This is a genomic window from Streptomyces sp. SP18BB07 (assembly GCF_036322545.1).
Taxonomy (GTDB): domain Bacteria; phylum Actinomycetota; class Actinomycetes; order Streptomycetales; family Streptomycetaceae; genus Streptomyces; species Streptomyces deccanensis.
In genome coordinates this window covers 109,928-135,736 of sequence record NZ_JAQYWT010000342.1, presented here as the reverse complement: position 1 = coordinate 135,736, position 25,809 = coordinate 109,928, and the positions used below count along the sequence as shown (strand labels likewise).

At 72.5% G+C, this 25,809-nt stretch carries 20 protein-coding genes and 1 pseudogene; 12 read left to right on the top strand and 9 right to left on the bottom strand.

The annotated features are described in order from the left end of the window. From PUR53_RS31680 to PUR53_RS31665, 4 genes are read right to left on the bottom strand one after another with little or no spacing between them, the layout of a single operon-like run. A complete protein-coding gene (locus PUR53_RS31680) occupies nucleotides 1-573 on the bottom strand; it encodes an NADPH-dependent FMN reductase (protein WP_329910462.1) in 573 nt (190 codons plus the stop codon). After that, nucleotides 570-2,087 carry a 4-hydroxyphenylacetate 3-hydroxylase family protein gene (locus tag PUR53_RS31675; protein WP_329899728.1) on the bottom strand — a complete coding sequence of 506 codons (1,518 nt, stop codon included), beginning with the start codon at nucleotides 2,085-2,087 and terminating at the stop codon, nucleotides 570-572. Before PUR53_RS31675 ends, PUR53_RS31680 begins: the two co-directional genes overlap by 4 nt. Next, nucleotides 2,084-3,160 (bottom strand): PLP-dependent cysteine synthase family protein, encoded by a 1,077-nt coding sequence (locus PUR53_RS31670; RefSeq protein WP_329899729.1) that lies wholly within the window; start codon nucleotides 3,158-3,160, stop codon nucleotides 2,084-2,086. Before PUR53_RS31670 ends, PUR53_RS31675 begins: the two co-directional genes overlap by 4 nt. A gap of 26 nt (nucleotides 3,161-3,186) precedes the next feature. After that, nucleotides 3,187-4,386 carry a M24 family metallopeptidase gene (locus tag PUR53_RS31665; protein ID WP_329910460.1) on the bottom strand — a complete coding sequence of 400 codons (1,200 nt, stop codon included), beginning with the start codon at nucleotides 4,384-4,386 and terminating at the stop codon, nucleotides 3,187-3,189. A gap of 634 nt (nucleotides 4,387-5,020) precedes the next feature. Here PUR53_RS31665 and PUR53_RS31660 point away from each other — a divergent pair. The 5 genes from PUR53_RS31660 (at nucleotide 5,021) to PUR53_RS31640 (ending at nucleotide 10,018) form a co-directional block, all read left to right on the top strand. Next, nucleotides 5,021-5,683 carry an AraC family transcriptional regulator gene (locus PUR53_RS31660; protein ID WP_329899731.1) on the top strand — a complete coding sequence of 221 codons (663 nt, stop codon included), beginning with the start codon at nucleotides 5,021-5,023 and terminating at the stop codon, nucleotides 5,681-5,683. Between the two features lie 33 nt (nucleotides 5,684-5,716). After that, the gene (gene asnB / locus PUR53_RS31655; RefSeq protein WP_329910459.1) at nucleotides 5,717-7,597 is read left to right on the top strand and encodes an asparagine synthase (glutamine-hydrolyzing); all 1,881 of its coding nucleotides are present in this window, start codon (nucleotides 5,717-5,719) and stop codon (nucleotides 7,595-7,597) included. 208 nt (nucleotides 7,598-7,805) lie between these two features. Next, nucleotides 7,806-8,969, top strand: a complete 1,164-nt coding sequence (locus PUR53_RS31650) for an MFS transporter (RefSeq protein WP_329910458.1) — start codon at nucleotides 7,806-7,808, stop codon at nucleotides 8,967-8,969. A 5-nt stretch (nucleotides 8,970-8,974) separates the two neighbouring features. After that, entirely contained in the window at nucleotides 8,975-9,475 is a 501-nt protein-coding gene (locus tag PUR53_RS31645) for an NUDIX hydrolase (protein ID WP_329910457.1), read from the top strand. Nucleotides 9,476-9,556: 81 nt separating this feature from the next. Then, the gene (locus PUR53_RS31640) at nucleotides 9,557-10,018 is read left to right on the top strand and encodes an SUKH-3 domain-containing protein (protein WP_329910456.1); all 462 of its coding nucleotides are present in this window, start codon (nucleotides 9,557-9,559) and stop codon (nucleotides 10,016-10,018) included. 92 nt (nucleotides 10,019-10,110) lie between these two features. On the opposite strand, the gene PUR53_RS31635 is transcribed toward PUR53_RS31640, so the two are convergent. Further along, the gene (locus PUR53_RS31635) at nucleotides 10,111-11,325 is read right to left on the bottom strand and encodes an MFS transporter (RefSeq protein WP_329910455.1); all 1,215 of its coding nucleotides are present in this window, start codon (nucleotides 11,323-11,325) and stop codon (nucleotides 10,111-10,113) included. A gap of 63 nt (nucleotides 11,326-11,388) precedes the next feature. On the opposite strand from PUR53_RS31635, the pseudogene PUR53_RS31630 reads away from it, so the two are divergent. Continuing rightward, nucleotides 11,389-11,762 (top strand): annotated as a pseudogene (locus tag PUR53_RS31630) (MerR family transcriptional regulator). Nucleotides 11,763-11,811: 49 nt separating this feature from the next. Here PUR53_RS31630 and PUR53_RS31625 read toward each other — a convergent pair. Beyond that, on the bottom strand, nucleotides 11,812-12,105 hold the full coding sequence (locus PUR53_RS31625; RefSeq protein ID WP_230215657.1) for a trypco2 family protein: 294 nt from the start codon (nucleotides 12,103-12,105) through the stop codon (nucleotides 11,812-11,814). 118 nt (nucleotides 12,106-12,223) lie between these two features. Between PUR53_RS31625 and PUR53_RS31620 the strand changes: the two genes are divergently transcribed. From PUR53_RS31620 to PUR53_RS31600, 5 genes are all read left to right on the top strand, one after another. Continuing rightward, complete coding sequence (locus PUR53_RS31620; RefSeq protein WP_329910454.1) at nucleotides 12,224-13,822, top strand: trypsin-like peptidase domain-containing protein; 1,599 nt, start codon at nucleotides 12,224-12,226, stop codon at nucleotides 13,820-13,822. A 404-nt stretch (nucleotides 13,823-14,226) separates the two neighbouring features. Continuing rightward, nucleotides 14,227-16,308, top strand: coding sequence for a tetratricopeptide repeat protein (locus PUR53_RS31615; RefSeq protein ID WP_329910729.1), 2,082 nt, complete (start codon nucleotides 14,227-14,229; stop codon nucleotides 16,306-16,308). Between the two features lie 533 nt (nucleotides 16,309-16,841). Continuing rightward, nucleotides 16,842-18,197 (top strand): hypothetical protein, encoded by a 1,356-nt coding sequence (locus PUR53_RS31610; RefSeq protein ID WP_443078227.1) that lies wholly within the window; start codon nucleotides 16,842-16,844, stop codon nucleotides 18,195-18,197. Nucleotides 18,198-18,565: 368 nt separating this feature from the next. Further along, nucleotides 18,566-19,681 carry a hypothetical protein gene (locus PUR53_RS31605; RefSeq protein ID WP_329910451.1) on the top strand — a complete coding sequence of 372 codons (1,116 nt, stop codon included), beginning with the start codon at nucleotides 18,566-18,568 and terminating at the stop codon, nucleotides 19,679-19,681. Continuing rightward, nucleotides 19,678-20,928 carry an extracellular solute-binding protein gene (locus PUR53_RS31600; protein WP_329910450.1) on the top strand — a complete coding sequence of 417 codons (1,251 nt, stop codon included), beginning with the start codon at nucleotides 19,678-19,680 and terminating at the stop codon, nucleotides 20,926-20,928. The genes PUR53_RS31605 and PUR53_RS31600 overlap by 4 nt, the downstream gene beginning before the upstream one ends. A 52-nt stretch (nucleotides 20,929-20,980) precedes the next feature. On the opposite strand, the gene PUR53_RS31595 is transcribed toward PUR53_RS31600, so the two are convergent. Beyond that, the gene (locus tag PUR53_RS31595) at nucleotides 20,981-21,949 is read right to left on the bottom strand and encodes a helix-turn-helix domain-containing protein (RefSeq protein WP_329910449.1); all 969 of its coding nucleotides are present in this window, start codon (nucleotides 21,947-21,949) and stop codon (nucleotides 20,981-20,983) included. Nucleotides 21,950-22,123: 174 nt separating this feature from the next. On the opposite strand from PUR53_RS31595, the gene PUR53_RS31590 reads away from it, so the two are divergent. After that, nucleotides 22,124-23,203, top strand: a complete 1,080-nt coding sequence (locus tag PUR53_RS31590; protein WP_329910447.1) for a saccharopine dehydrogenase NADP-binding domain-containing protein — start codon at nucleotides 22,124-22,126, stop codon at nucleotides 23,201-23,203. Between the two features lie 26 nt (nucleotides 23,204-23,229). On the opposite strand, the gene PUR53_RS31585 is transcribed toward PUR53_RS31590, so the two are convergent. Beyond that, the gene (locus PUR53_RS31585; protein ID WP_329910446.1) at nucleotides 23,230-23,958 is read right to left on the bottom strand and encodes a response regulator transcription factor; all 729 of its coding nucleotides are present in this window, start codon (nucleotides 23,956-23,958) and stop codon (nucleotides 23,230-23,232) included. After that, a complete protein-coding gene (locus PUR53_RS31580) occupies nucleotides 23,955-25,742 on the bottom strand; it encodes a sensor histidine kinase (RefSeq protein ID WP_329910444.1) in 1,788 nt (595 codons plus the stop codon). The genes PUR53_RS31585 and PUR53_RS31580 overlap by 4 nt, the downstream gene beginning before the upstream one ends. Nucleotides 25,743-25,809: the final 67 nt, after the last annotated feature.

The window sequence follows — 25,809 nt, the reverse complement described above, 5'->3', positions numbered from 1 at the left end:
TCAGCCGGCGTGGGCTGAGGTGGCGCTCTGGCGGAGTAGGGCCGTGGCGCCGGTGAGGGCGTGGAGTTCGACGATCATTTGGGTGATCCGGGTGTGGGTGTCGGGATCGACGTGCTGTTCCCGGACAAGGCTGTCGTCCACCACCACGGCCTGGGTCGGTGCGGTGACGCAGCCGAGGGAGCGGGCGACCGCCCGCAGGTGCTCGCTCGCCTGAACGGCCGTCAGTGACGAGCCCACCGCCACCACGCCGACCGGCTTGCCGCGCAGGGTTTCCGCGCGCAGATGGTCGAGGCCGTTCTTCAGGATGCCCGAGTAGCTGCCGTGATAGCAGGGCGTGACCCAGATCATGGCGTCCGCCCGCTCGGCCTGGGCCCGCAGGTCGGCCAGGCCGGACGAGTCGGCGGCGTCGGCGTGCAGCAGTGGGAGTCCCGCTTCGGCGAGGTCGCGCAGATCGGATGCGCTGCCGACGTCGGCCGTCTCACGGCAGATGAGTTCCGCGACGGAACGGGTGCGGGAGAAGAGGGCCGCCGCCCCGGTGAGGACCAGAACGCGGCGGGGCTCTACGGCGTTCACGAGCGGACCTCCTGCGAAGGGCGGGCATTCCCGGCGGCGGGGCCCGGGGCCGGGCGGGCCGTCACGTCCGGCTGCTGTCGCGCGGGGTGCAGGGCCCGCTGAACGGTCCGCAGCAGCGGGTCGGTGTCGTAGCCCGTGTACTGGGCGGCGGCCAGCCGTACCGGATCGCCGGAGTGGTAGCGCTCGTACTGCATCTGGCGCTGGCCGAACGCGCTGCCGGTGGCGTCCCAGGCGAGCTTGAGCAGCCGGACGCGCCGCTCGGCGGAGACGCCGTCCGCGCCCCGGAAGTAGCGCTCGATGCCGGGCCACAGCTCGCTGCGCAGATCCTCCTCCGCCGGAGTGCTCAACAGGCTGCCGCCGCCGAGGAGTTGGATGACCTCGATCATCCGGCTGGTCATCCGGGGGAAGTGGTAGCGCAGCGCGAGCACCGGGGCGATCGCCGGGGTGAGGGTGCCCCATTCGCTCGTCTCGGCGTCGGCCTCGGCGGCCAGGACGCCGGCCCTGGCCAGCTCCAGGGACCCCAGGACCTCGCCGAGCATCTCCTTGACGTGCAGAAAGGTCTGGCTGCCGGACATCTCGGCCAGGGCGACGGCGATACCGGTGAGGAGTTCGGCCTTGACCGCGCCGCGGATGATGCCGTGCTGCCCGGTGTGGTGGCGGGCGGTCGTCGCGTCGTACAGGCGGTTGGCGGCGTCGACGTCGCCGTGGAAGAACACTCGGTCCCAGGGGACGAGCACGTCGTCGAAGACACAGGTGGCGTCGATCTCCTCGTACGGTGCGAGGGGGGTGCTGAGGAGCCGGGAGGGGTCGGCCAGCAGGGGTTCCCGGCAGACGATCCGTAGGCCGGGAGTGGCGACCGGGATCGCGAAGGCGACCGTGTGGGCCTCGTCGCCGGGCCGGTAGCCGGGCAGCGGGAAGACCACGATCTCGTCGGCGACGGGGACCAGGGTGCCGATGAGTTTGGCTCCGCGCACCACGACACCCGCGCTCGTCTCTCGGACGATCCTCAGGTGGACGTCGGGATCGTCCTGCTCGTGGGAGGAGCGGGCGCGGCTGAGTGGCGGATTGATGGTGGCGTGTGCCAGGAAGGGGTCACCGGCCAGACAGGCGGCGTGGTACGCGGTGATGTTGCGGCCGAAGCGGGGGTCGGCCTTGTCGAAGAACGGCGCGGCCGAGGAGAAGGCGGTGACCGCGGTGTTCACGAAGTCGGGTGACCGGCCGAGGAGCCCGAAGGTGGTCTCGGCGGTGGCGCGGAACGCCGCTCCGCGCCGGCGCAGCGCCCGGGCGTCCCGCGGCGCGGCCAGCGACAGGGGGTAACGCTCGGCGCCGTCCTGGTAGGTGAGCACCTCCCGCAGCGAGGCGTCGTGCTGCTGGTCGTACAGGCGGGCGACGGTGTGCGCGGCGGCGGCCAGGACGGGTTCGGCGAGCAAGTCGTCGACGCGCCGCCCGGCGAGCCAGACCTCGCGTCCGTCGTTCAGCCCGCTCAGGTACGCGGCTCCGGTACGGATGGTCATGCCCGGCCTCCTGTCACGACCCGGCCGGATCCGGCCGTGGGGTCAAGGTCCGCCGCCACGGCGGTCGGTGGGTGGAGCGGGTGGCGAACGTGGCGCCGCAGTTCCTCGCCGGTCCGCCACAGGGCCTCCAGCGGGGTGCCGTGGTCGCGCAGCCACTGGTCGTCGTACGTCTCGTACAGGTAGTTGGCACCGGTGTCCGGCGCGATGGCGAGGACCGGCTCGCCGGGGTGCTCGGCGGCGTACCCGAGGGCCGCGAAGACCGCCGCGCCACCGGACTCGCCCAGCAGCAGACCCTCCTCGGCGGCCAGTACCCGGCACACCGACAGCGCCTCGGTGTCGGTGACCCGGTGCAGGGAGTCCACCGGCCCGGAGTCCAGGTTGCCCGGCCGCCAGCTCAGACCGATGCCCCGCATCCGATACGGCTCGAAGGGGTGGCCGAAGGCCGCGGAGCCGACGGCGTCGACGGCCCGGACGTGCAGGTCGGGGAAGTGTTCCTTCAGCGCGCCGCTCAGTCCGCTGAGGTGACCTCCGGTGCTGACCGTGGCCACCAGCGCGGACAGCCGGTCGAAGTCCTTGATGATCTCCTGGGCGGTGTGCAGCCGGTGCGCCTGGGGGTTGTGCGGATTGTTGTACTGGTCCAGGGTGTACGCGCCGGGGATGTCCTGGACCAGTCGGCGTACCCGCCGGATGCGGGCCGCCTGATAGCTCCCGTTGGCCTCGGGCCGAGCGACGGTGTCGAGTTCGGCGCCGAGGCTCGTCGCGTAGGCGAGCACGCTCCGGGGTGTTTTGGGGTCGACCACGAGGATCACCCGGTAGCCCTTGACGGCGCCGATCAGGGCCAGGGACTTGCCGAGGTTGCCCGAGGTGGACTCCACGAGTGTCGCTCCCGGCCGCAGCAGACCCGCGCGCTCGGCCTGTTCCACCATGTGCAGGGCCGCGCGGTCCTTGATGCTGCCGGACGGGTTCGCGCCTTCCAGCTTCACGTAGATCCGGTCCTCGGGCCGTGGCAGGAGCTTGCGCAGCCGTACGACCGGGGTCACCCCGAGCGTCTCCAACAGGTTGTCGTGAATCACGGTGCCTCCATGCGGGCGCGGGCCGTTCAGCGGACGACGATCAGTTCCCGGGACAGCGTGGTCAACAGGTGGTTGCCCTCCGCGCCGACGACGAACGGGTCCTCGACGTGCACACAGCCGAACCCGAACTCGTAGTACGGCGTCTCGATGTTGACGACCGTGCCCTCGGACAGGGCGTCCGTGCTGTCCGGGCGGATCAGTACCGGGTCGTAGACCTCGACGCCGATGCCGTGGCCGACGTGGCTGCGCCGGTAGTGCGGGATCCCGGTGTCGCGGACGGCGTCGACGGTGAGCGTGAAGAGCTCTCGGCCGGTCATGCCGGGGCGGGCGTGGTCCAGCGCGGCCTGTTCGCCGGCGAGCACGGCGTCGTAGAGGCGGGCCAGCCGCTGGTCGGGTTCGCCGAGGGTGGCCACCCGGGCGATGTCGCACCAGTAGCCGTCGACCACGGCCCCGACGTCGAACCACACGGCCTGGCCCCGCCGCAGGGCCGTCGTGGTGGGCCGGCGCTGGCCGGCCACCGCGCCCGCGCCGATCCGGATCAGGGTGAAGCGCGGCGTACCTCCCTGGGTGACGACCGAGCGGTTGAACTCACGGACCAGCTCCCGCTCGGTGACGCCCTCACGCATGATCGCGACCGTGGCGCGGATCGCGTTCTCCGCGACGCGCGCGGCCGCCGCGACGAGCTCGGTCTCGCGGGCGGTCTTCACCTGGCGGACGTGTCGCAGGTGCCCGGCACCGAGGACCAGTTGATGGTCCGGCAGCCGTTTGCCCAGCTCGTCGAGGAACTCGGCGGGCACCCCCTCCTCGTCGACGGCGACCCGGCCCCCGCCGGGGCAGGCCTGCCGTACGGCGTGCGTCAGGGCGGACAGGGCGTCGTCGAAGCGCGGATCGTCGGAGACGGCCCGCAGCAGCGCGTCCTCGTGGTCCAGCTCTCCGGCGAACTCCGCGGGCGTCTCCCGGTAGAAGGGGCCGTAGGCGAATGCCTCGGCGATCCGCTCGTCGGCGTCGAGGAACTGGTCGACCTCACAGCGTCCGCAGACGAAGAGGGCGCCCGCCCGGGTGTCCCGGGACAGCACCGCGAAGGCCCGGCCGGAGTGCGGGAACATATCCAGGTGCACACTGCTGACGCCGGTCAGATAGGTCAGATTCTCGGCGGTGGTGCTCACCAGTGCGTCCAGGCCGAATTCCTTCATCGTCCGCTGCAGGCGGTCGTGGTTCACGCGCATTCGATCGGTTCTCCTCAGCGCTTCGGGATGCGGATTCACACGGTCGGTGAATTCGGCGCGAACGGCTGGCGGGGAGTGTTTGTGCGCATTGCAGAAATACCTCTCGCCGCTGTCGTGTCCCAGCATCACAGGGACCCGATAAATCGGTCTTGCATGAACGCGACGCCTTCCAGTAGGCGGACAACGAACCGCCATAATGCGCCAGAGACGGTTGACCGATAAGGGAAGGTGTGTGCGTCTTTATGTGTGTCCAGCGTCATGGTTTTGGCATACCAAAACTGGATTCCATGGGGGTCAGGATCGGCCCGCACGGAATCTGCACATCTTTCGAACGTGGCGGAAACTCCCTGCCGGAACAGTTGATTCATCTAGCATTCAGGTGCCCCTCGGTTGATTTCCGCAGCCCGTGGAGGAAGGCGTGCAGCAGAGTGTTTTGACAGCCCCCCGCGCAAAGGAAATGGTCTGGAGACCCTCCGGAATCCACGCACGAGGTCACGTCCTCGGATATCGCGGATTCCGTGCGGGAAACGGACGTTCCGGAAGCCGTCTGGTGACGCCTGACGGAATGGTCAGACTCGTGCTCGGATTCGACGGTCCCTTACGTGTCGCAAACGCCGTGGATCCGCGGCGGTCGGTGACGGCGACCTCGCTGGCCGTCGGCGTCCACGACACGGCGACCCTGGGCGAGTACACCGGGCCGGTGCAGGGCGTCACCGTCCTGCTGACACCGCTCGCCGCGTACCGCGTGACCGCGACACCGATGGAGGCGTTCGCCTGCCGCACGGTCGACCTGACCGACCTGCTCGGCGCACGCCTGCGGAACTTCGCCGGCAGACTGGCCGCCTACCCCGACTGGCAATCCCGCTTCGAGCTGCTCGACAGACTGCTGGCCGTCCGGCTGCGCGGCGGCCCTCCCTGGTCGCCCCGGATCGACTGGGCATGGCGGGCGCTGCACCGCACCGCGGGACGGATCCCGGTCCGCCTCCTGGCCGCCGAAACCGGGTGGAGTCACCGCCAGTTGGAACGCCGCTTCCTCCAACAGGTCGGTATGCCGCCCAAGTCGCTGGCCCAGGTACTCCGTCTGCAGGAGGCGCTGCGCCAACGGAGGCACGGTCTGACGTGGGCGAACGCGGCCGGGGCGGCCGGCTACCACGATCAGGCCCACTTCACCCGCAACTTCAAGGCGATGATCGGCTGCACCCCCGGGCGCTTCGCCGCTCTCCGGGCCGACCCCGACGCACACGGCCCGCTCGACGCACTTCCCACCACCTCACCCCCGCACCGCCCGACGCCATGACCGGACCAGTCCGAACAGAAAGGCAGGAGACATATGTGCGGCATCACCGGGTGGGTCGCCTTCGACCGCGACCTGCGCGACGAGCAGTACACCGTCGACGCCATGACCGAGACCATGGCCTGCCGCGGGCCCGACGGCGTGGGCACGCACCTCGCCGAGCACGTCGCGCTGGGGCACCGGCGACTCGCCATCATCGACCTGCCCGGCGGTGGACAACCGATGAGTGTCCCCACCCCGAACGGCGCCGTCAGCCTCGTGTACTCCGGGGAGACCTACAACTTTCCCGAGCTGCGCGGGGAACTCGCCGCCCGCGGGCACTCCTTCACGACTCACTCCGACACCGAGGTGGTCCTGCGCGGCTATCTGGAGTGGGGCGAGGCCGTCGCGGAGCGCCTCAACGGAATGTACGCCTTCGCCCTCTGGGACGCCCGCGAGAGCAAGCTGGTGATGATCCGCGACCGGGCGGGCATCAAGCCGTTCTACTACTACCCCACACCCGGCGGGGTGCTGTTCGGCTCGGAGCCCAAGGCCATCCTCGCCAACCCGATCGCCGCTCCCATCGTGACCGTCGATGGCTTCCGCGAGCTGTTCGCCTTCATCAAGACCCCCGGCCACGCCGTCTGGGAGGGCATGCGCGAGGTCGAGCCGGGCACCCTGGTCACGGTGAGCCCCACCGGCATCCGTACCACCCGTTACTGGAGCCTGGAGACCCGGGAGCACACCGACGACCGGGCCACGTCGGTGGCACGGGTGCGGGAGCTCCTGCACGACACCATGCGCCGCCAGCTCGTCAGCGACGTGCCCAGCTGCACCCTGCTCTCCGGCGGGCTGGACTCCTCCGCCATGACCGCGATAGCCGCGGCGCAACTCGCCGGACAGGGCGAGCAACTGCGCAGCTTCGCCGTCGACTTCGTCGGTCTGACCGAGAACTTCGTCGCCGACGAGCTGCGCCCGGACCCGGACACCCCCTTCGTGCACGACGTCGCGAAGAAGTCCGGCACGCTGCACCAGGACATCGTGCTCGGCACCGCCGACATGACCGACCCCGACGTCCGCCGGAAGGTCATCCGCGCCCGCGACCTCCCGTCGGGCCTCGGCGACCTGGACGCGTCGCTGTACCTGCTCTTCAAGGCGATCCGCGAGCACGCGACCATGGCGCTGTCCGGCGAGTCCGCCGACGAACTGTTCGGCGGCTACCGGCAGTTCTTCGCCCCCGAGGCGCGCGAGGGCACCACGTTTCCCTGGCTGGCCGGGCACCAGCAGTTCTTCGGCCAGGGCCGCAAGGGGCGACAGGGCGACTCTCCCGAGCAGGGCCGGCAGGGCCTGTTGACCGACCAGCTGAGCCGGGCGCTGGACCTCGACCACTACATTCGCGACTCGTACCATGAAGCCGTCGCCGGCATCCAGCGTCTCGACGGTGAGAGCGAGCTGGAGTGGCGGATGCGCAAGATCAGCCATCTGCATCTCACCCGGTTCGTGCGCATCTGGCTCGACCGCAAGGACCGGATGAGCATGGCTTCAGGTCTCGAGGTCCGGGTGCCTTTCTCCGACCACCGGCTGGTCGAGTACGTGTACAACACGCCCTGGGCGCTGAAGTCCTTCGACGGGAAGGAGAAGTCGCTGCTGCGGGCCGCCGCCGCCGACGTCCTGCCGCGCTCCGTGGTGGAACGCCGCAAGGCCCCCTATCCCTCCACCCAGGATCCCACCTACGCCGCCGCCCTCCGTGAGCAGTGCAAGGACCTGCTGGCCACACCGGGGCACCCGGTGTTCGACCTGATCGACCCGACCAGGCTCCGGCAGGCGGTGGCGAGCGACGCCCCGCTGACCGACCAGGCATCACGGCGTGATCTGGAACGCGCGCTGGATCTGGCGGTGTGGATCGACCTGTACGCCCCGACCATCAAGCTGCCTTGACCACGCCGTAGCACGAGACATGCCGACGATCGCGATCGGCTCGTGCCTGGCGGGAGTCCCGGCCGCGGCCGGGACTCCCGCCACCACCGTCGATTCCCGGCCCCCGGCCTCCTTCCGCCCCCACCCTCCTCGGAGTACGACGTTGGCATCCTCGGGTCAGCAACAGACATCACGGTCCACCGGCTCGCCACCGCCCGCCCCCGCGACCGTGTCCACTCGCCGAGCGTGGCCGGCGGTCGTCGCCGTCGCCTTCGGCGTCTTCACCGTGACCGCCACCGAGACGTTGCCCATCGGACTGCTTCCCGAGATGGCGTCCGGCCTGAAGGTGTCGGAGGGGACGGTCGGACTCACGGTCACTCTGTACGGCCTGTTCGCCGGCCTGCTCGCGCCGGTCCTCACCGCGGCCACCCGCCGTCTCGACCGCCGACGGCTGCTGCTCGTCATCCTGACGGTGTTCGTCGCGGGCAACGTCCTCACCGCGGTGGCCGTCAACTATGTGTGGCTGATACTCGTCCGGCTCCTGATCGGGTTCATCCACGGCGTGCTGTGGGCGATCGTGGCGAGCGTCGCCGTACGACTGGTCCCCCCGGCCCTCTCCGTACGGGCGACGGCCGTCGTGTTCTCCGGCATCTCCCTGGCGACGGTCGTCGGAGTCCCCCTCGGCACCATGATCGGGCAATGGCTGGACTGGCGGGCCGCCTTCTGGGCCCTGGCCGCGTGCAGCGTCGTCGCGCTCGTCTCCACCGCGGTACTGATGCCCCCCCTGCCCGCGCAGGGCGGCGTCTACCTCTCCGAACTGCCCCGCCTGCTCCGGGCGGGCAACCTGCGCACCGCGGTGGGTGTGACCGCCGTCGTCGTGATCGGCCACTATGCCGCGTACACCTACATCACCCCCTTCCTGCTGCGGAACGTGGGCGTACCGCCGGACATGGTCGGGGTGCTGCTGCTCTGCTTCGGCGCCGCCGGTGTCGCCGGCAACTTCCTGGCCGGGGCGGTCATCGGACGTGGCCCGTCGCTGCGCGCGATCGTCCTGGCCCTCATCGCCGGGACGGGTGGCTCGATGGCCCTGCTGCTGGCGGTCGGCGACCGGCAGCCGGTGGCGATCGTGTTCCTGCTCGGCTGGGGGCTCGCCTACTCGGCGCTGCCGGTCGCGCTGCAGACCCTGGTCCTGCGCAGCGTGCCGCAGGCCAGAGAAGCGGCGACCTCCCTCTACGTCCTGTCCTTCAACGTCTCGATCGCGTTGGGGGCGCTCTTCGGCTCGCTCGCCCTCGACCGCTCGGGGCCGTCGCTGGTGATGGCCACCGGCATCGCGTTCTGCGCCGTCGCCCTTCTCGCGACCACGTTCCTACGTCCTGACGCGACGGAGTCGTGAGCCACATGCGCGGTCGACCACCCGAGGACCGGCCTGTACGCGGCCACCGGCAGCCGCTGATCGTGGTGGCCGCCGCGATCGTGCGGCGGGGGCGTCTCCTGGTCGTCAGCAAGAAGGCGGCTCCCGACGTGTTCTATCTCCCCGGCGGCAAGCCCGAGATGGACGAGCGGGCGATCGAGACCCTGGTGCGGGAGCTGGACGAGGAACTCGGGGTGGAGCCGTTGCGGCCGCGCCTCCTGGCCGAAGTCGAAGCCGTGGCCGCGCTGGAGGGTGTGCCGATGCGGATGACCGTGTTCGAGGCACACATCGACCGGCCTCCTCGGCCGGCGGCCGAGCTGGCTCACCTGCGGTGGGCGACCGGCCGAGAACGGGATCTCGTGCTTGCCCCCGCCGTACGGGACCACGTGCTGCCTCTGCTGCGACGCACCGGCGCGCTCGCCCCCGTGGGGCCACACGGCGATGCGGCGACGGCACCGCCGTCGTCGTCCGGGCCGCCAGGGCCTTGAGTCGACCGGACCGGACCGGCGGACACTACCCTCGGGCTGGCCGCCGTGGACGAGGCGATCCCTGGGGGGAAGGAGGCGCGCGTGACGGGTCGGTCGGGAGCGGGGTCGGCGCGGTTGTCGGGTGTTCTGGTCGGGGGCGGCCGGTGGTCGGCGACCGAAGCGGACGTGCGGCGTGTCCGGGAGGTCTGGGACGAGTTGGGGATCCACTGCTCGCCTGCCGCGCTGCGGTTCGTCGAGGAGTTCGAGGGGAGCGGCTTCGCGTACCCGCGCCATCCACTGGATCCGGGGACGCACTGCTGCGCACTGAACGCCGAGCGCGCCAGTCGTATCGTCCGCGGCGACAAACTGCGCGCTTACGAGCAGCGGGCCGGGCGGAGACTGACGCCGGTGGGCACCGCGGCCTCCGGCCCTCTCGTGCTGCTCGTCGCCGAGGGAGGGCGGACGTACGGCGCCTACGACGCGTTCCTGGCCCTCTACGGCGAGAGCCCGGAAGAGGCGTTGGTGCATCTCCTCGACAGGGTTCGCCCTGTGCGACTGGAGTGACCGGAGTGACCGGAGTGATCAAGAGTGACCGGAGCGGGTGCGGGTGACCCTCGGCGGAGGGCTCGTTCGGTAGCACGTAGGGGGGCGAGGTGTCAGTCGGCTCCTGGGCGGGTCGCGGGGAAAGCGTGCTCGCGGGCGGCGACGACCACGAGGAGGACCGGGGCCATGAGCGCGAGGACGCTCCACGGGAAGGACTTGGGGCCGAGGCCGTCCAGGAGGATGCCGCCGACTGCCCCACCGCCAGCCATGAACGAGTTCCACGTGGTGACCAGCAGGGCCTGGCCCCGGTCGCCTGCCGCGTCGGTGATGGCGGTCTGCAGGAGGGTCGTGACGCCACCCCAGCCGAGGCCCCACAGCACCATCGCCGTGTAGACCACGATCATGTTCCCGGCCAGTGCCGCGAGGAGCACGGAGGCGGCGAGGAACAAGGCGCTGCTGAAGATGGTCAGTTGACGCAGTCGTCGGTCGACCAGGACGCCCGTGATCCAGATGCTCGCCACGGACGCGATGCCGAGGACGAGCAGGACACTGTCGCGGGAATCGGCCATGTCGTAGGCGTCCAGGAAGGTGGCGATGTACGTGTAGAGGATGTTGTGGGCCAGCACGTAGGCCGCGACCACGAACAGGACCGCCGCGACCCCCGGAAGGGACAGGGCCTTCAGGACGGGCTCGCGGGCCTCCGGTCGTCGGCCCGGGGCGTCCGGGACCGACACCGTGATCCACCCCAGCAGCGCCACGGAGACCACTGTCACGAGGCCGAAGGTCAGGCGCCAGCCGAAGAGTTCACCGAGGAAGGTGCCGAGCGGGATGCCCAGGGACAGGGCCAGCGGAACGCCTGCCATGGTGATGGCGATGGCCCTGCCCTGGAGGGGCGGGGGCGCCAGGCGCCGTGCGTAGCCGACGAGTTCGGCCCAGACGACGGCCGCGGCGACACCGGCGAGGAGCCGGAACACCATCGTCAGGGGGTAGTTGGACGAGAGGGCGGTGACCAGGTTGGCGACTGCGACCACCGTCACCGCCAGCAACAGCAGTTGCTTGCGCCGCCAGGCCGCCGTGGTGACCGACAGGGGGATCGCCGCGACGCCGGTGGCGATGGCATAGACCGTCAGGGCCTGGCCCATCGCGGACTCGCTCACCGACATGTCACGGGCCATCTCGGGAAGCACGCCCGCCGGGAGCGCCTCGGTCAGAATCCCCATGAAGGCTGCTGTGGCCAGAGCGAGAAGCGGTGAGAGGGGCAGTTCTCGATCGCTGGCCGCTGCCGTCGGAGCGGATGTGCTCAGCAGTTCTGTCCGGGAGGTCGACATGGTCGTATCCTCAAACCCTCACATCGGTGTGAAGGTCAAGCCCGTACGAACGAGGTGGGTCACATGCGGATCGGGGAGCTGTCCGAGCGGACCGGAACCCCTCGTCGGCTGCTGCGCTACTACGAGGAGCAGGGCCTGCTCGTCGCCGGCCGCGCGCCCAACGGCTACCGGGACTTCCCGAGGGCTGTGTGAACCGGGTCCTGCAGATCAGAGGACTTCTCGACTCCGGACTGCCGACGCGGATCATCAAGCAGATCCTGCCGTGCATCAACGACCCCCGGGCCATCCACGTCTCCGACGCGACACCGGAGACGATCGCCACGCTGGAGGCCGAGCGCCGGCGCATGACCGACCGAATCGAGTGCCTGACGCGCAGCAGGGAGGCCATCTCCGGTTACCTCGACGCCGTGCGCCGCGGGTCCGCCGGCGCCGCCTGACCGTACGGGGTGCGCGGTCGGTACGGCGCTGCCGTGGGGTTCGGGTGGCTCAGCGGCCCACCTCGTGGTGGTGGCCTGTGGGGCCCGGGAGGGGTTTGAGGTCTACCTGGATGCGGTGGGTGGTGTCGTGGCTGACCGTGCCGCCCAGGCGGGCCTCCACGACGCCGAGGCGGAGGCCCGCGCCGCCCTCGCCCGAGCGGTGGAACTGGACCGCGAACTCCAGGCTGACTTGCTCCACGCTGAACCGCCAGTCGCTCGCCGCGCCCTCGGCCTGGGCCCGGGCCAGTTCCGCGCGGACCGTGCCGATGGCTTCCGCGAGGCCGACCGGTTCGGTATCGCTCATGTCAACACCCCGTCGGATTCCGTTGATTGACCGCATGGATCGACCGCATCGATTGAACGATCCAAGTTGGTTCAGAAGTCTAGGGACGCACCATGCCCCGCGCGTAGTGTGAGGTGGCATGGGGGAGTTGCGTGCGGACTGGAGACTCCGGCTGCGGCGCGGGAGTGCGCGGGGCCCCATCTGCGGCGCCGGGGTGCTCGTCGATCAGAACACCGTGTTGACCTGCGCCCATGTGGTGCGGGATCCGGGTGCCGTGATGTGGGTGGAGTTCGCGGAGAACAGTGAGATCGAGGCGGTGTCCGCGCGTGTCCTGCCGGGCGGTTGGCTGCCGGCGGGTGAAGCGCGTGAGGCGGGTGAGGGGGGTGGCGGGCGTGTCGGCGGCGTGGTCGGTGAGGACGTCGCCGTACTGCGGCTGGACCAGCCCCGGCCCCAGGCGCGACCCGCCCGGCTGGAGACCGGCTTGTGGGGCGGCATGGAGGTGTCCGCGACCGGGTACGCGGAGGGCTTCGACGACGGGATGAGCCTGTGGGGGCGTATCGGTGGGGTCAGCGGTGAGCGGGTGCAGCTCGACGCCGTGACCAAGGCCGAGGTGGTGCGTCGGGGGTTCAGCGGGGCCGCCGTGTGTACCCGGCCCGAGGAGGGGCGGCCCGCGCGGGTCGTCGGGCTCGTCGTCAGCTGGCGCGGAGACATGGGCGAGCTGCTGCCCGAGAACAACCGGCTCGCCTTCTCGTATCTGATCCCCGTCGCGCGCATCGCCGAACTGTCGCCGATTGTCGCCGAGTTGACCGGTCCGTACGCCTGGGACCACGGTTTCGAGGAGCGGCTCGCGCGGTGGTTCGGTGACGACTACGCCGACGAGGAGCCGGTCAAGGTCACCGTGGTGCCTCCGGGGAGTGGGAAGGACCGGTCGCTGCGGCATCTCGTGCACCTGGCCGATCTCGTCCACCGGGGTGGGGCGTCCAGTCGGCCCGACCTTGCCGATCACGCACTGGGGCACATCGCCTTTCCGCCCGGGCGGTATCTCGCGTACTGGGACTGGCTGCTCGGGACCCGGCCGCCCCCGCCCGGGCCGCCGCCCACGCTCGTGGGCGAGCAGCGGGTCACCGTCGTGGTCGACGGGCTCGACGAGGAGCCGGAGCCGGGCGCGCTGATCGCGCTGCTCGCCCGATTACGGTCGCTCGGGTTCCGGCTGTTGCTGGTCTTCCGGCACGAGGGTGGCACCGGGTGGAACGCAGCCCGCGACGAACTCCTCGCGCCCGCGCTCCTCGACCACGCGGACCTGCTCCTCGCCCGGCTGGAACGGGCCGAGTTCAGCCGCGCGGTCCGGCACGGTGTCGTCGACAGCGCCTCCCTCGGCTCCCTCACCGAGACGGCGGAACGGCGCCGGAGCGAGCGACGGTTGATCGACGGGGACGGGGGGAGCGGAGGGAGCGGGGCAGTTGGGGGCGGTGGGGGCGGTGGGGGTATCGATCCGCAGCAACGGCTCGCCCGGCTGCGGGGGTTGATTCGCACCCTTCGTGCGGATCTGCGGCGCGTGGGAGAGCGGGCGGGTGGACCGTTGCCTTCCGGCGGCCGGGCGGGTGGGGCGTGGCCTTCCGGCGACCGGGCGGGTGGAACGTTGCCTTCCGGCGACCGGGCGGGTGGAACGTTGCCTTCCGGAGGCCGTGCGTCCGAAGGCCGTGGGTCCGGAGACTGGCCTTCCGGAGGTCTGACATGAGGTTCGCCGCTCGTTTCGGGATGGGGGCGGGGGGTCCGGAGGTGAGGGCTCCGGTTACCGGTGGCTCAGGGGGGCCGGGGGTGGGCGCGCCCGGGGGAGTTGGGGCCGGTGGGTCGGGTGACTCAGGTGGTTCGGGGGCGGGGCGAGCGGGCCGCTCCGGGGGCGAGGGGGCGAAGCCGCGCCCGTGTCCGCATCGGCGGTTCAGTGGTGCGCGGTGTGGGGGGAGTCTGTTGCCCACCGGGTATTGCGCCGTGTGTGGGCGGGCTGAGGACGGGCCCCGGTTGCCCGCGTTGCCCGAGGAGCCGTGGGAGTTCGGGCCCGCCGAATTGCTCGCGCTGCCCGAGCGGGCGTCGCGGCCCGCGCAGGAGCGGCTCATCCATCCCGAGGCACCGCTGCGCGTCCGCATGGTCTGCTCGTCCGCCGAGTGCGGCATCACCTTCGCGCCGCCGTACACCGTCGGCCCGGTGCCGGTCGAGGGGTACTGCCCGGCCTGCGGCGAGCCCTACTCGTACCGGCCCGAGCTCGCCGAGGGTGACGTGCTGCGCGACCAGTACCGGATCATGGGGCCCATCGCGCACGGCGGTCAGGGCTGGGTCTATCTCGCCGAGGACACGCATCTCGGCGACGTGGTCGCCGTCAAGGGCCTGCTCAACCGGTACGAGCAGGACGGGGCCCGGCTCGCCGACGTCGAACGCCGCAACCTCGTCGCCATCCGCCACCCCCGTATCGTCCAGATCCGCGACTTCGTCGCCCGGCGCGACGACTCCGGGCGGGTCACCGGCGGGTACATCGTCATGGACGACGTCGGCGACGGCACCCTCGACAAGGTCGTCAAGGAGACCCGGCGCGGGGAGTCCGTCCTCGACATCGAGCATGTGGCCGCGTACGGCTGTCAGATCCTCGAAGCCCTCGTCCATCTGCACGCGGGCGGGGAGAAGGGCTTCGTGTACGGGGACATGAAGCCCTCGAACGTCGTGCACCACGGGGACGGCGTCAAGGTCATCGACCTCGGCGGGATGCGGGAGCGGGGCCAGAGCCAGCCGCCCGCCCACGTCACCCCCGACTACATGGCGCCCGAGACGGCGTCCTCGCCCATGCCCACCACCGCCCACGACCTGCACACGGTCGGCGTCACCCTGCGGGAGCTCGCCGGCTGGGCCGTCGACGAGGTGCCCGGCCTCGGCACCGCCTCCTTCCGGGGCGTCGTCGACCGCGCCACCCGCACCGACCCCGGGCTGCGCTTCACCGACGCCCGCGAGATGGCCGGCCAACTGCGCGGCGCACTGCGGGAGATCCGCGCCCTGCGCGGCAAGAGCGACCCGCCCGAACCCTCCGACTACTTCTGGCCGTCCCCCCAACTGCTCGGCGCCCGGCTCGGCACCGTGCCCGGCATCGAACACTGGCTCGAACGTCCCCGCCGCGACCGGTACGACCCGCCCCTCGCCCCCGCCCTCGACCTCGGCGCGCCCACCCTCACCGAGATCGCCCGCCGGCTGCCGGTGCCCAGGCGCTACCCGGGCGACCCGCAGACCGCGCGGTTCGAGGTCAGCAGCGGCTACGACCCCGGCCGGCTGCTCGACCAGGAGGAGGGCAAGCCTCCCTCGGTCGAGATCCGCCTGCACAACGTACGGGTCCTGCTCGGCCGGAACACCCACGCCGACCTGGAACGGGCCCAGGAGGAGCTGGACACCGCCGACTCCATCCCCGGGCCCTCCGCCGTACGCCGGTGGCGGCTGGAGTGGCACCGCGCGCTGGTCGCGCTGCGCCGGGCCGACCTCGACGACGCCCCGCGCCTGGTCGCCGAGGCCAAGCGCCACTTCACCGCGGTCCGCCTCGAACTGCCCGGCGAGTACGCGCCCAAGCTGGCCCTCGCCTACTGCGGGGAACGGCTCGGCGACGACACGGCCGGACCCACGGCCAAGGAGCTGTACGAGGCCGTGTTCGCCCGCAACCCGGCGCACGGTGGCGCGGCCCTGGGGCTCGCCCGGCTCGCGCTCCGCGCCGGCGACCGCCGGGCCGCCCTCGACGTCCTCGGCCGGGTCCGTCCCGGCACGCTGGACCACACCGTCACCCGGATCGCCTCCCTGCGCATCCGCGCGGCCCGGCTGCCCCGAGACGTCGATCCGCTGCCCGCTCCCAGCGAGGTCGACGCGGCCCTGGCCGAACTGGGCGACCTCGTCCGCCGGGAACCGGGTGCCGGCGGGCCGAGCCTGTCCGAGGACGAGGCGCTGCGGCTCAGCACCGAGCTGCACGAATGGAAGCTCGACGCGTTGCACAGCCGTGGTGACCGGCCCGGCCCCGGGGGAGTGGGGGGCGGGCGTCTCGATCCCGGCAGCCTGCGGCGACTGAGCGCGCAGGAGCGGGAGCTGCGTGCACGGATCGAGTCGCACTATCGCCAACTCGCCGCTCGGCACGGGGAGTCGACCGCCGCGCACGAACACCTCGTGGATCTTCTACAGGCGGTACGGCCGCAGACGGTGGTCTGACCACCGGGCCGGGGGCCGGGGATTGGGAATCGGGAATCGGGGGTCGGGGGTCGGGGGGTGGGGATCGGGGAGAGGGGGATCCGAGGGGCCTGCGGGGCTTGCGGGCCCACGGGGCTTTGCGGGCTCGCAAGGCTTGAGCGGGGCTTGGGGCTCGATGGGCTCCGGGGGCTGTGGCGGCTCTTGGGGCTTCAGGGGCTCCAGGGGCTCCTGTGGCATCGGTGATTCCGGTGACTCCGGAGCCTGGAGAGCAGTGTGCGCGGCGTCCATGTGGTCCGTACGGCTACGAACGGAGGAGGAACGGTGACGCACGAATGAGCGGGCGCGTGAGCGGGCACATGAGCCGGGGCGTGAGCGGGCACATGGGTCGGGGCGTGAGCGGGGAGACGGGCTTCGGGCGTGGGGGCGGGCGTATGGAGCGTCGTACGGGCGGGCAGGAGGACGGGCGCGCGGTCGGGCGTACGCGGGACCGGGCGGAGGCGCGAGACGGCGGGCACACGGGCGGCCACGCGCGGTCGGCGCGGCCGGAGATCCAGGTGCGGGTCGACCTCGACGGCGACGTACGGCCGCATCGCAGCGCGAAGATCGAGGCGCATCTGCGGGTGGACGTGACCGCCGTGGGCGCTCCCGCCGAGCTGCCCGCGATCGAGCTGGCCGTGGTCGTCGCGGTCGATGTCGCCGAACCTCTCCGGGCGGTCGTCCGGCACGCCTTGCAGGCCGCGCTGCGGGGCCTGCCCGACGGCATCTCGTTCACCGTGCTCGGCGCCGGCCCCGAGCCGGTCCCGTGCCATCCGCGTGGTGACGTCGAGTGGGCCGTCGCCGACCAGCGCGAGAAGTGGCGGGCCGCCTTCGCGGCGGGCGCGATCCCGCTGCACCGGGACGGCCCGCGCCCCGCCGGGTACGCCGTCTGGGCGGCCCGGGCGCGCGCCCTGCTCGCGGCCCGCCCGCTCTCCGTACGCCATCTGCTGCTGATCACCGACGGCAGCAGCGGCCCGGGCGAGACCCGGCTGGAGGAGGAACTGGACGCCTGCGCCGGGCACTTCACCTGCGATGTGCTCGCCGTGGGCGCGGACTGGGCGCCGGAGCCGTTGCTGACGCTCGCCGAACGGCTGCACGGCACCGCCGAGTTCGTCGACGACGGTCTTGGCCGGGCGATCACCGCCGCCGTTCGGCGGTTACGCCGGGTGCACGCCCCGCAGTTGCCGATCGAGGTGACCGTACGGCCCACGGTGCGGCAGGTCGCGCTGCAGGAGAAGGCGCCCCGGCCGCACCGGCTCGGAGGGCTGCCGCAAGCTGGTCGGCCGCATCGCTGGAGCTTTCCGACGTACCAGTGGGAGCAGGGCGGGCGGGACTATCTGCTGACGCTCGTCGCCGACGCGGACGGTGATCCGTTGGAGACGTGGCTGCAGTTCGCCATGGTCTCCGTCGGGGACGTCCACGCGTCCGTCACGGCGCGCTGGCACCGGCCCGAGCAGCCGCCGCCCGACGCCCCGGCCAAGGGTGGCAGCGTGCGGGACCAGAAGTCGACCACCGTGATGCGGGACGCGTTGCGCCGGGGGCTCGTCGCGTTCAAGGAGGGGCGCCGGGAAGCCGCCGAGGGGCACCTGGGGCGGGCGGCGCGGCTGGCGGCGCGGTTCGGTACGGACTGGGTGCTGGACGAGATCAGCGCCGTCGCCGACATCGAGGACGCCTCGGCGGGGCGGGTCCGGCTGCGACCGGCCGAGGCCGTCGACGACTCCACGCTCGGCCCGATGATCCTGCGCGCCGGATCCCGGCCCGTGTCCCTGCCCGACCCGGCCGCCCCCCAGCCGGGCGCGCGCTGCGCCCGCTGCGCCACCCCGGCCGCGAACGAGGCCCGCTACTGCATGGCCTGCGGGGAGAAACTGCTGTGAGGGCGGGAAGGGCGGGGGCCGCAGGGGCGGGGGCCGCAGGGGCGAGGGCCGGAGGGGCGGGGGCCGGAGGCCCGGGGGCTTCGGGGAGCGGGCGCTCGGAGTGGGCCGTTGGTGGTGGGCGCTCCGTGTGGGCCTTTGGTGGCGGGCGTTCGGCGTGGGGCGTCGGGGGCGGGCGTTCTGCGTGGGCCCTTCGTGGTGGGCGTTCGGGTGGGGCTTCGTGGGGTGGGTGGTTGCTCGCAGCGGACCGGCGGGGGCGGGGTGTGGGCGGAGGTGGTGGGAGCCGACTCCCGTCCGCCGGGGTCCCGGGTGGGCGTCCGGCGTCGGCTTCGTCGGAGGGCGCCGCCGCTGCCGTACGTCGGGGCGGGAGCGTGTTCTTCGGTAGGGCCGGGGCCGCGCGGCGGGAGCCGGCCGCGGGCTTCCGTTCCCGGCGTGACCCCACCCGGCGTGACCCCACCCGGCGTGACCCCACCCGGCGAGGGAGGGCGTCGTACTCCCTCGGTCGTTTCTGGCGGAGCCGGCTCGCGCGGTGGCGGACGCGGCGGTTGCTGGAGGTGCATCTGGTGGTGCTGGCGGTGTGCGCGCTCGTGGCGGCCGGCGCGCTGTTCCTGTCCTGCCGGCAGATCCAGAGCGGTGCCGGCGCCGTCGCCGGCGAGGAGGCGCCGGCCGTGCAGGGGCTCGCCGCCACCCGGCTCGCGGTGCTGCGCGCCGACCGCGAGGCCCGCGCGCTGGGTGAGAGGAAGTTCGTCGAGGTGGCGGGCCGGGGCGAGACCTACCGGGCCCAGCTCGCCGCCGCCGACCAGGGGCTGTCCAGGATCGCGGACCGCACGGACCAGGACCTCGGCACCGTCAACGGGCTGCTCGCCACCTACAGCAACTCCCTCACCCTCGGCACGGTCATGTACCGGGACCAGCCGCTCATGCGGCACCAGAAGCTCACCGAGGCCCGCTCGCTGCTCACCCGCCGGGGCGTGGGACTCGTACCCCGTCTGGACGACATGCAGCAGGTCCAGATGAAGCACGCCGAGGCCACCGTCACCGAGGGGTGGCTGCAGCGCGGCGGCTGGTGGATCGCCGAACTCGCCCTGACGGCACTGGCGTTGACCCTCCTCTCCGCCCTGTTCGTGCTGCGCGACCGCTGCGGCCGGGACTGGAACCCGTATCTGCTCGCGGCCTTCGCCCTCACCGTGCTGCTCGCCGTCGTCCCGCTGCTCACCATGCGGTCCGCCCAGGACGACCTCGACAGCGTGGTCGGGGATCTGGGGAGAATCACCCAGGTCTCCAGGGATGCCTGCTGCGGCAGGGACCTGGAGCGCGCGCAGCGGACCGTCACGTCGAAGTCCGAGGACGTGCGGAGTGTCCTCGCTGACGACACCTGGACCGTCCGGGTCTACCAGGGCACCCTGACCGGCGGTCTGCTGATCGTCGTGCTGCCCGTGCTCGGCCTCGGTCTCCGGCTCGACAGCGACTACTGGAGGCGGCGGTGACCCGGCGGTTCAAGGTGCTGGTGCTGCTCGCGGCGCTGCTGCTGGTCTGCGCCGGCGGCATGGTGGCGGTCTGGTCGGAGCGGGACGACGAGCCGGTGACCATCCTCGGGCCGTGGACCGACAAGCAGGGCGAGCAGTTCGAGGAGGTGCTGCGGAGCTTCGGCATCCCCTTCGAGTACCAGGGCACCGCCGCCCAGCGTGAGGTGCTGCTGTCGAAGGTGCAGTCGGGGGAACCCCCGGACATCGCGATCATGCCGGGCGTCGGCGAACTCGCCGAGTACGCCGACCAGGACCTCCTGAAGCCGCTGAACGACCTCTACGCCGTGGAGGAGTACGGCGCCCCCTGGAATCCGGTGAGCACATCCCGGGAGGACGCGTACTGGGTGCCGGTCAAGGCCGACCTGAAGAGCATCGTCTGGTACCGCGAGGGCGAGCGCCCCGCGAACTCCCCCGCACCGCTGCCGCGTTGGTGCATCGGCATGGGCGACGACGGAGCGTCCGGCTGGCCCGGCAGCGACTGGATCGAGGACCTCGTGCTGCAACGGGAGGGCCCGGAGGTCTACGGCAAGTGGGCGCTGGGCGACGCCGCGGTGCCCTGGACCGGGAAACAGGTGCGCGAGGCGTGGGAGGCGTGGGCCGGTCTGCTCCAGCAGGACCAGGCGGCGGCCGGGCATGCCCTGCGCACCGACCACCGCGGGCCCCCCGGCGCGTACGGATTGCTGTTCGAGGGAGAGGAAGGGTGCGCCCTGGAGCATCAGGGCTCCTTCGCCCGCTCCTTCTACGGTGACAAGGGGCGGCGCGCGGGTCTGATGGACTCCGCGCCTCTGCTGCCGGGCGGCGGCTACGAGGTCCGGGCCCACGAGGTGACCGGTGACTTCGCCGCACTGTTCAGCGACCGCCCCCGGGCCGGGGACCTGATCGAGCGGCTGGCCTCGCGGGAGGGCCAGCGGAAGTGGGCCGAGGCCGCGGACGTCTTCTCGGCGAACCGGCGGGTGCGGGCGGAGCGAGGCCCCGTCGAGGAGCAGATCGCCCGACGCCTCACCGGCCCCGGCCCCCGCTGCCTCGACGCCTCCGATGTCATGCCCCCCGCCGTCCGCGACGCCTTCTACGAGGCTGTCCTCCTGACGATCGCCCGCGCCGCCGCCGGTGAGGACCTCGACGTGCCGGGGCTGCTGGCCGACGTACAGGACGTGGCGGGGACACAAACCGATCGGCGGGTGCCGTTGAAGACGGTGTGCAGTACGTAGCAGTCAGCAGTCAGCAGTCAGCAGTCAGCGGTCAACTGTCAACAGCCAGCAGTCAGTGGGTGTCGGGCTGGGAGGCGTGGAACGTGCGGCGGTAGGCGTCCGGGGGGACGCCGAGCGTGCGGTTGAAGTGGCGGCGCAGGGTGGTGGCGGTCCCCATGCCCGTGGTGGCGGCGATGACGTCGACGCTGTCGGAGGTGGTCTCCAGGAGTTCCTGGGCGCGGCGGATGCGTTGGGTGAGGAGCCACTGGAGGGGGGTGGTGCCGGTGGCCGCGTGGAAGTGCCGGGTCAGGGTGCGGGAGCTCATGCTCGCGCGGCGGGCCAGGTCCTCGACGCTCAGGGGCCGGTCGAGGCGCGCCAGGGCCCAGGGGAACAGGTCGGTCAGTGGGTGGTCGCTCCGGGTGGGGACCGGGGCGGGGACGAACTGGGCCTGGCCGCCCGAGCGGTGTGGGGGTACGACCAGTCGGCGGGCCACCGCGTTGGCGGCCGCCGAGCCGTGGTCGAGGCGGACCAGGTGCAGACAGAGGTCCATCGCGGCGGCCTTGCCCGCCGAGGTGAGCACGCTGCCGTTGTCGACGTAGAGGACGTCCGGGTCGACCTCCACCTCCGGGAAACGGGCGGCCAGGATGTCCGTGTGTGCCCAGTGCGTGGTCGCCCGGCGGCCGTCCAGCAGGCCCGCGGCGGCCAGTACGAACGCGCCGGTGCACAGGGAGGCGATCCGCGCGCCCGCCTCGTGCGCCGCGCGGACCGCGTCGACCAGGGCGGTGGGCGGGGCCACGTCCACGTCGGCCCAGCCGGGGACGATCACCGTGCCGGCGTGCGGGAGCCGGTCCAGGCCGTGGTCGGGCTCCAGGCGGAAGCGGCCCACGGAGACGGGACCCGGACCGCAGAGGGCGAACTCGTACCAGGGGGTCACCAGGTGTGAGAGGTCGGAGCCGAACACCTCGTGGGCCAGGGCCAGTTCGAAGTGCAGCACGCCGTCGGTGACGGCCAGCGCGATGGTGTTCCGGTCCGGTGCGGGCATGTCGGAAAGTGTACGGGGCTCGTCGTTCCGGACACTCGTGGTGGGCGGCCGCGCTCGGAAGGATGGTCGCGAGACGGGGCGGTCGACGCCCTGTCGACGGTGACGGTCGCGTCGGGTGACAGCCGTGTCGAATGACGGTGGCGTCGGGTGGCGTCGGTGAGGGTGGGAGTGCTGATGGGGGCAGGGCGTACGGTCGCGGTGTTCGGGGCGACCGGGCACACCGGGCGGTTCGTGGTGGCGGAGTTGCGGGCGCGGGGGTTCGTGCCGCTGCTGGTCGGACGGAACGAGGAGAAGCTGCGGGCGCTCGCGGAAGGGCAACCCGCGCCTGGGGCAGGGGCAGGGGCAGGGCCGGGGTCAGGGCCGGGGCCGGAGTGGTCGGTGCGGGTCGCCTCCGTCGACGAACCGGCCTCGCTGGACCGGGCGTTCGTCGGGGCGGACGCCGTGGTGAACTGCGCCGGGCCCTTCGCGGAGACGGCCGCGCCGGTGATCGAGGCGGCGTTGCGCGCCGGGATCCCGTATGTGGACGTGGCGGCCGAGATCGAGGCCAACCTCGACACGTTCGCGGAGTTCGGGGAGAGGGCGCGGGCGGCGGGGGTCGTCGTGGTGCCCGCCATGGCCTTCTTCGGCGGACTCGGCGACCTGCTGGTCACCGCCGCGACCGACTCGGCCGGCTGGGCGGCGGCGGACGAGGCGCACATCGCGTACGGGCTGAGCGGCTGGCACCCCACGGCGGGGACCCGGGACGCGGGCGCGGTCTCGCGGCGGCGCAGGGGCGGGCAACGGGTCCGGTACGCAGACGGGCAGTTGGAGTACCGGGACGACGCGGCACCGGCCACGAAGTGGGACTTCCCCGAGCCGATGGGGACCCGGGCCGTGATCGGGGAGTTCAGCATGGCCGACATCGTCACCGTGCCGAGCCATCTGGCCGTCCCCGAGGTGCGTACGTACATGACGGTCGAGGCCGCGAGCGAACTGGCCGCGCCGGACACGCCCGCGCCGGCCGCCGTCGACGAGCAGGGCCGGTCCGCGCAGACCTTCGTCGTCGACGTCGTCGTCCGTTCCGGGGGCGTGGAACGGCGGGCCACGGCGCGCGGGCAGGACATCTACGCCGTCAGCGCGCCGCTCGCGGTGGAGGCGGTCCGGCGGGTGATCGAGGGGCGAGTGAAGGGGGCCGGGGTGCGCTCCGCCGGGGCGGCGTTCGACGCGGCCGACTTCCTCCGGGCGCTGTCGGGACACGTCTCGGTGGAGTGGTAGTCGGGGAGGAGGAGGCGGGGTCGGGGCTACTCCTCGGGCGGCGTCCCGGGTGCCGCGCCCGGCACGATCAGGCCGGTCTCGTACGCCACCACCACGGCCTGGGCGCGGTCGCGGAGGCGGAGTTTGGCGAGGATGCGGGCGACATGGGTCTTGACGGTGGCCTCGCTGAGGCGGAAGTGCGCGGCCAGTTCGGTGTTGCTGAGGCCGGTGGCGAGGGACCGGAGGACCTGGAGTTCGCGGGGGGTGAGGGGGGCGAGGTCGCGGTGGAGGGCGGGGGTCTCGGGGGTCGGGGAGACGAAGCGTTCGATCAGACGGCGGGTGATGGCGGGGGAGAGGAGCGCGTCGCCGGTGCGGGCCAGGCGGACGGCGGCGACCAGGTGCTCGGGCGTCACGTCCTTGAGGAGGAAGCCGCTGGCGCCGGCGGTGAGGGCGGCGTAGACGTAACGGTCCAGGTCGAAGGTGGTGAGCATCAGGACGCGGGGCGGCTCGGGGACCGTGCCGGAGAGGATGCGCCGGGTCGCCTCCAAGCCGTCCGTGCCGGGCATGCGGATGTCCATCAGGACGAGGTCGGGGCGGGTGCGGTGGACCGCCTCGACGGCCTGCTCCCCGTCGGCCGCCTCGGCGACCACGTCGATCCCGTCGGCGGAGAGGATCATGCCGAAGCCGGTGCGGACCAGGGCCTGGTCGTCGGCGATCACCACGCGGGGCGGGTCGGGCTCCGCCGGGGGCGTGGCAGGGGGGTGCCCGGCCGTCACGGGCGCTCCTCGGGGGGTCGGGTACCGGCGGGGGGAGAGGGGAGGGGTGGTGCGACTGCGGGTGGGGCTACTGCGGGTGGGGTGCTTCGGGGTGTCTCTTCCCCTGGTGGGCTGGGCGGAGTGAGCGGGATGACCGCCTGGACGCGGTAACCGCCGGTCGGGCGGGGGGCCGTGTGGAGGGTGCCGCCGTGGACGGCGAGGCGTTCCCGCAGGCCCAGGTGGCCGCGGCCCGTGCCGGAGGCGGCCGCGGGGGTGGGGGTACCGCCGGTGTCCGTGACCTCCAGGCGGAGGGCGGTGGGCGTGTGGTCGACGGTGATCCGCACCTGGGCGCCCGCGGCGTGCTTGACCGTGTTCGTCAGGGCCTCCTGGACGACGCGGTACGCGGCCAGGTCGGCGCCCGGCGGCAGCGGGGCCGGGGTGCCGGTGACGATCAGCTCCACGGGGACCCCGGAGGCACGGACGCGCGAGGCGAGCGCCGGGAGCTGCCCGAGCCCCGGTTGCGGAGCCAACTCGGTGTCGACGGCGGGCCCTTCCCAGGAGCCGGGTCCAGAGCCGCCGGGGCCCCGGGCGAGGCCGGAGCCGGATCCCGCCCCGAAGCCACGTCCCGTCCCGGAAGCGGATCCAGCCCCGAAGCCAGGTCCCGTCCCGGAAGCGGATCCCGCCCCGAAAGCGGAGCCCGAGCCAGAGCCTGTACCAGTACCCGTACCGGTGCCCGAGCCCGTGCCCGTGCCGGAGCCCCAGCCCATGCCCCCGCCCCAGCCCGTTCCCCTGCCGGAGTCCGAGTCGCTCGGGATTCTCCACGTGTCGGTCCGGCCCGTCTCGGCGGTCGTAAGCGGCCGGTCCTCGTCGGACATCGTCAACAGGCCCATCACATGGCGCAGTTCGGTCATCGCCGTACGGCCGCCCGACTCGACGGCGAGCAGGGCCTCGCGGGCACGGTCGGGGGCGACGTCCATCACCTTGCGGGCCGCGCCCGCCTGGATCACCATCACGCTCACATTGTGGGTGACGACGTCATGCAACTCCCGTGCGATACGGGCCCGTTCATGCTCGACGGCCAGACGCGTAGCCGCCTCCTGTTGTTTCTGCAGAGCGTGCACGCGCTGTTTCCAGGTATGGATCGCGTTGGCGCCGAGCCCCACGCCGAGCAGTACGAGGAACGGGATCACACCCGGCGTGACGTACGGGAAGTTGTCCTCGGCGAACACCGCGACCAGGGCGGCGCCCGCCACCAGACTGCCGAGCGCGCGCAGCCGGTACGGGCTGTGGACGGCCGCACTGTGCGCGGCGACCACACAGGTCAGGAACGTGTACCCCGTCGCTTCGGCCGCCCCTGACCGCTGGTTGAAGACCATCGTCGTGACGATCACCGCCCAGAACGTGGTCAGCGGATAGCGGCGCCGGACCAGCAGCGGCAGCGCGGTCAGGGCGGCGAGGAGCAACTGCCAGGCGTGGGGCGCACCCAGGTCCTGCGTCAGGTACGGGGGCGTCGGCAGGGGCGGGACCTCGGGCGGCACCGGCCCTGCCGACGTCCCCGTCCCCGGCCCCGGCGTCAGCACCCTGCCCGGCAACCTCGGGCCCGCGCCCAGGTCCTGTGCCGTCGTGGCCACCACCGTGCAGGCGGCGAGGAAGAAGGCGAGGCACGCGTCGGCGACCCAGGCCCAGCGGGACGGGCGGGGCGGCGGGGGCGTGGCACGGAGCAGGGAGGGCAGACCGTCCCACCACCGCCGCACCAGTCCCGTTCGCGCCCCCGGCCCGTCTCTTCCCGTCTCCCCACCGCCCATGCGATCAGTGTGGCAAGCGGGCGCGGGCGTCACATCCGTCGTGGTGGGGACGGACGGTACATCGTCC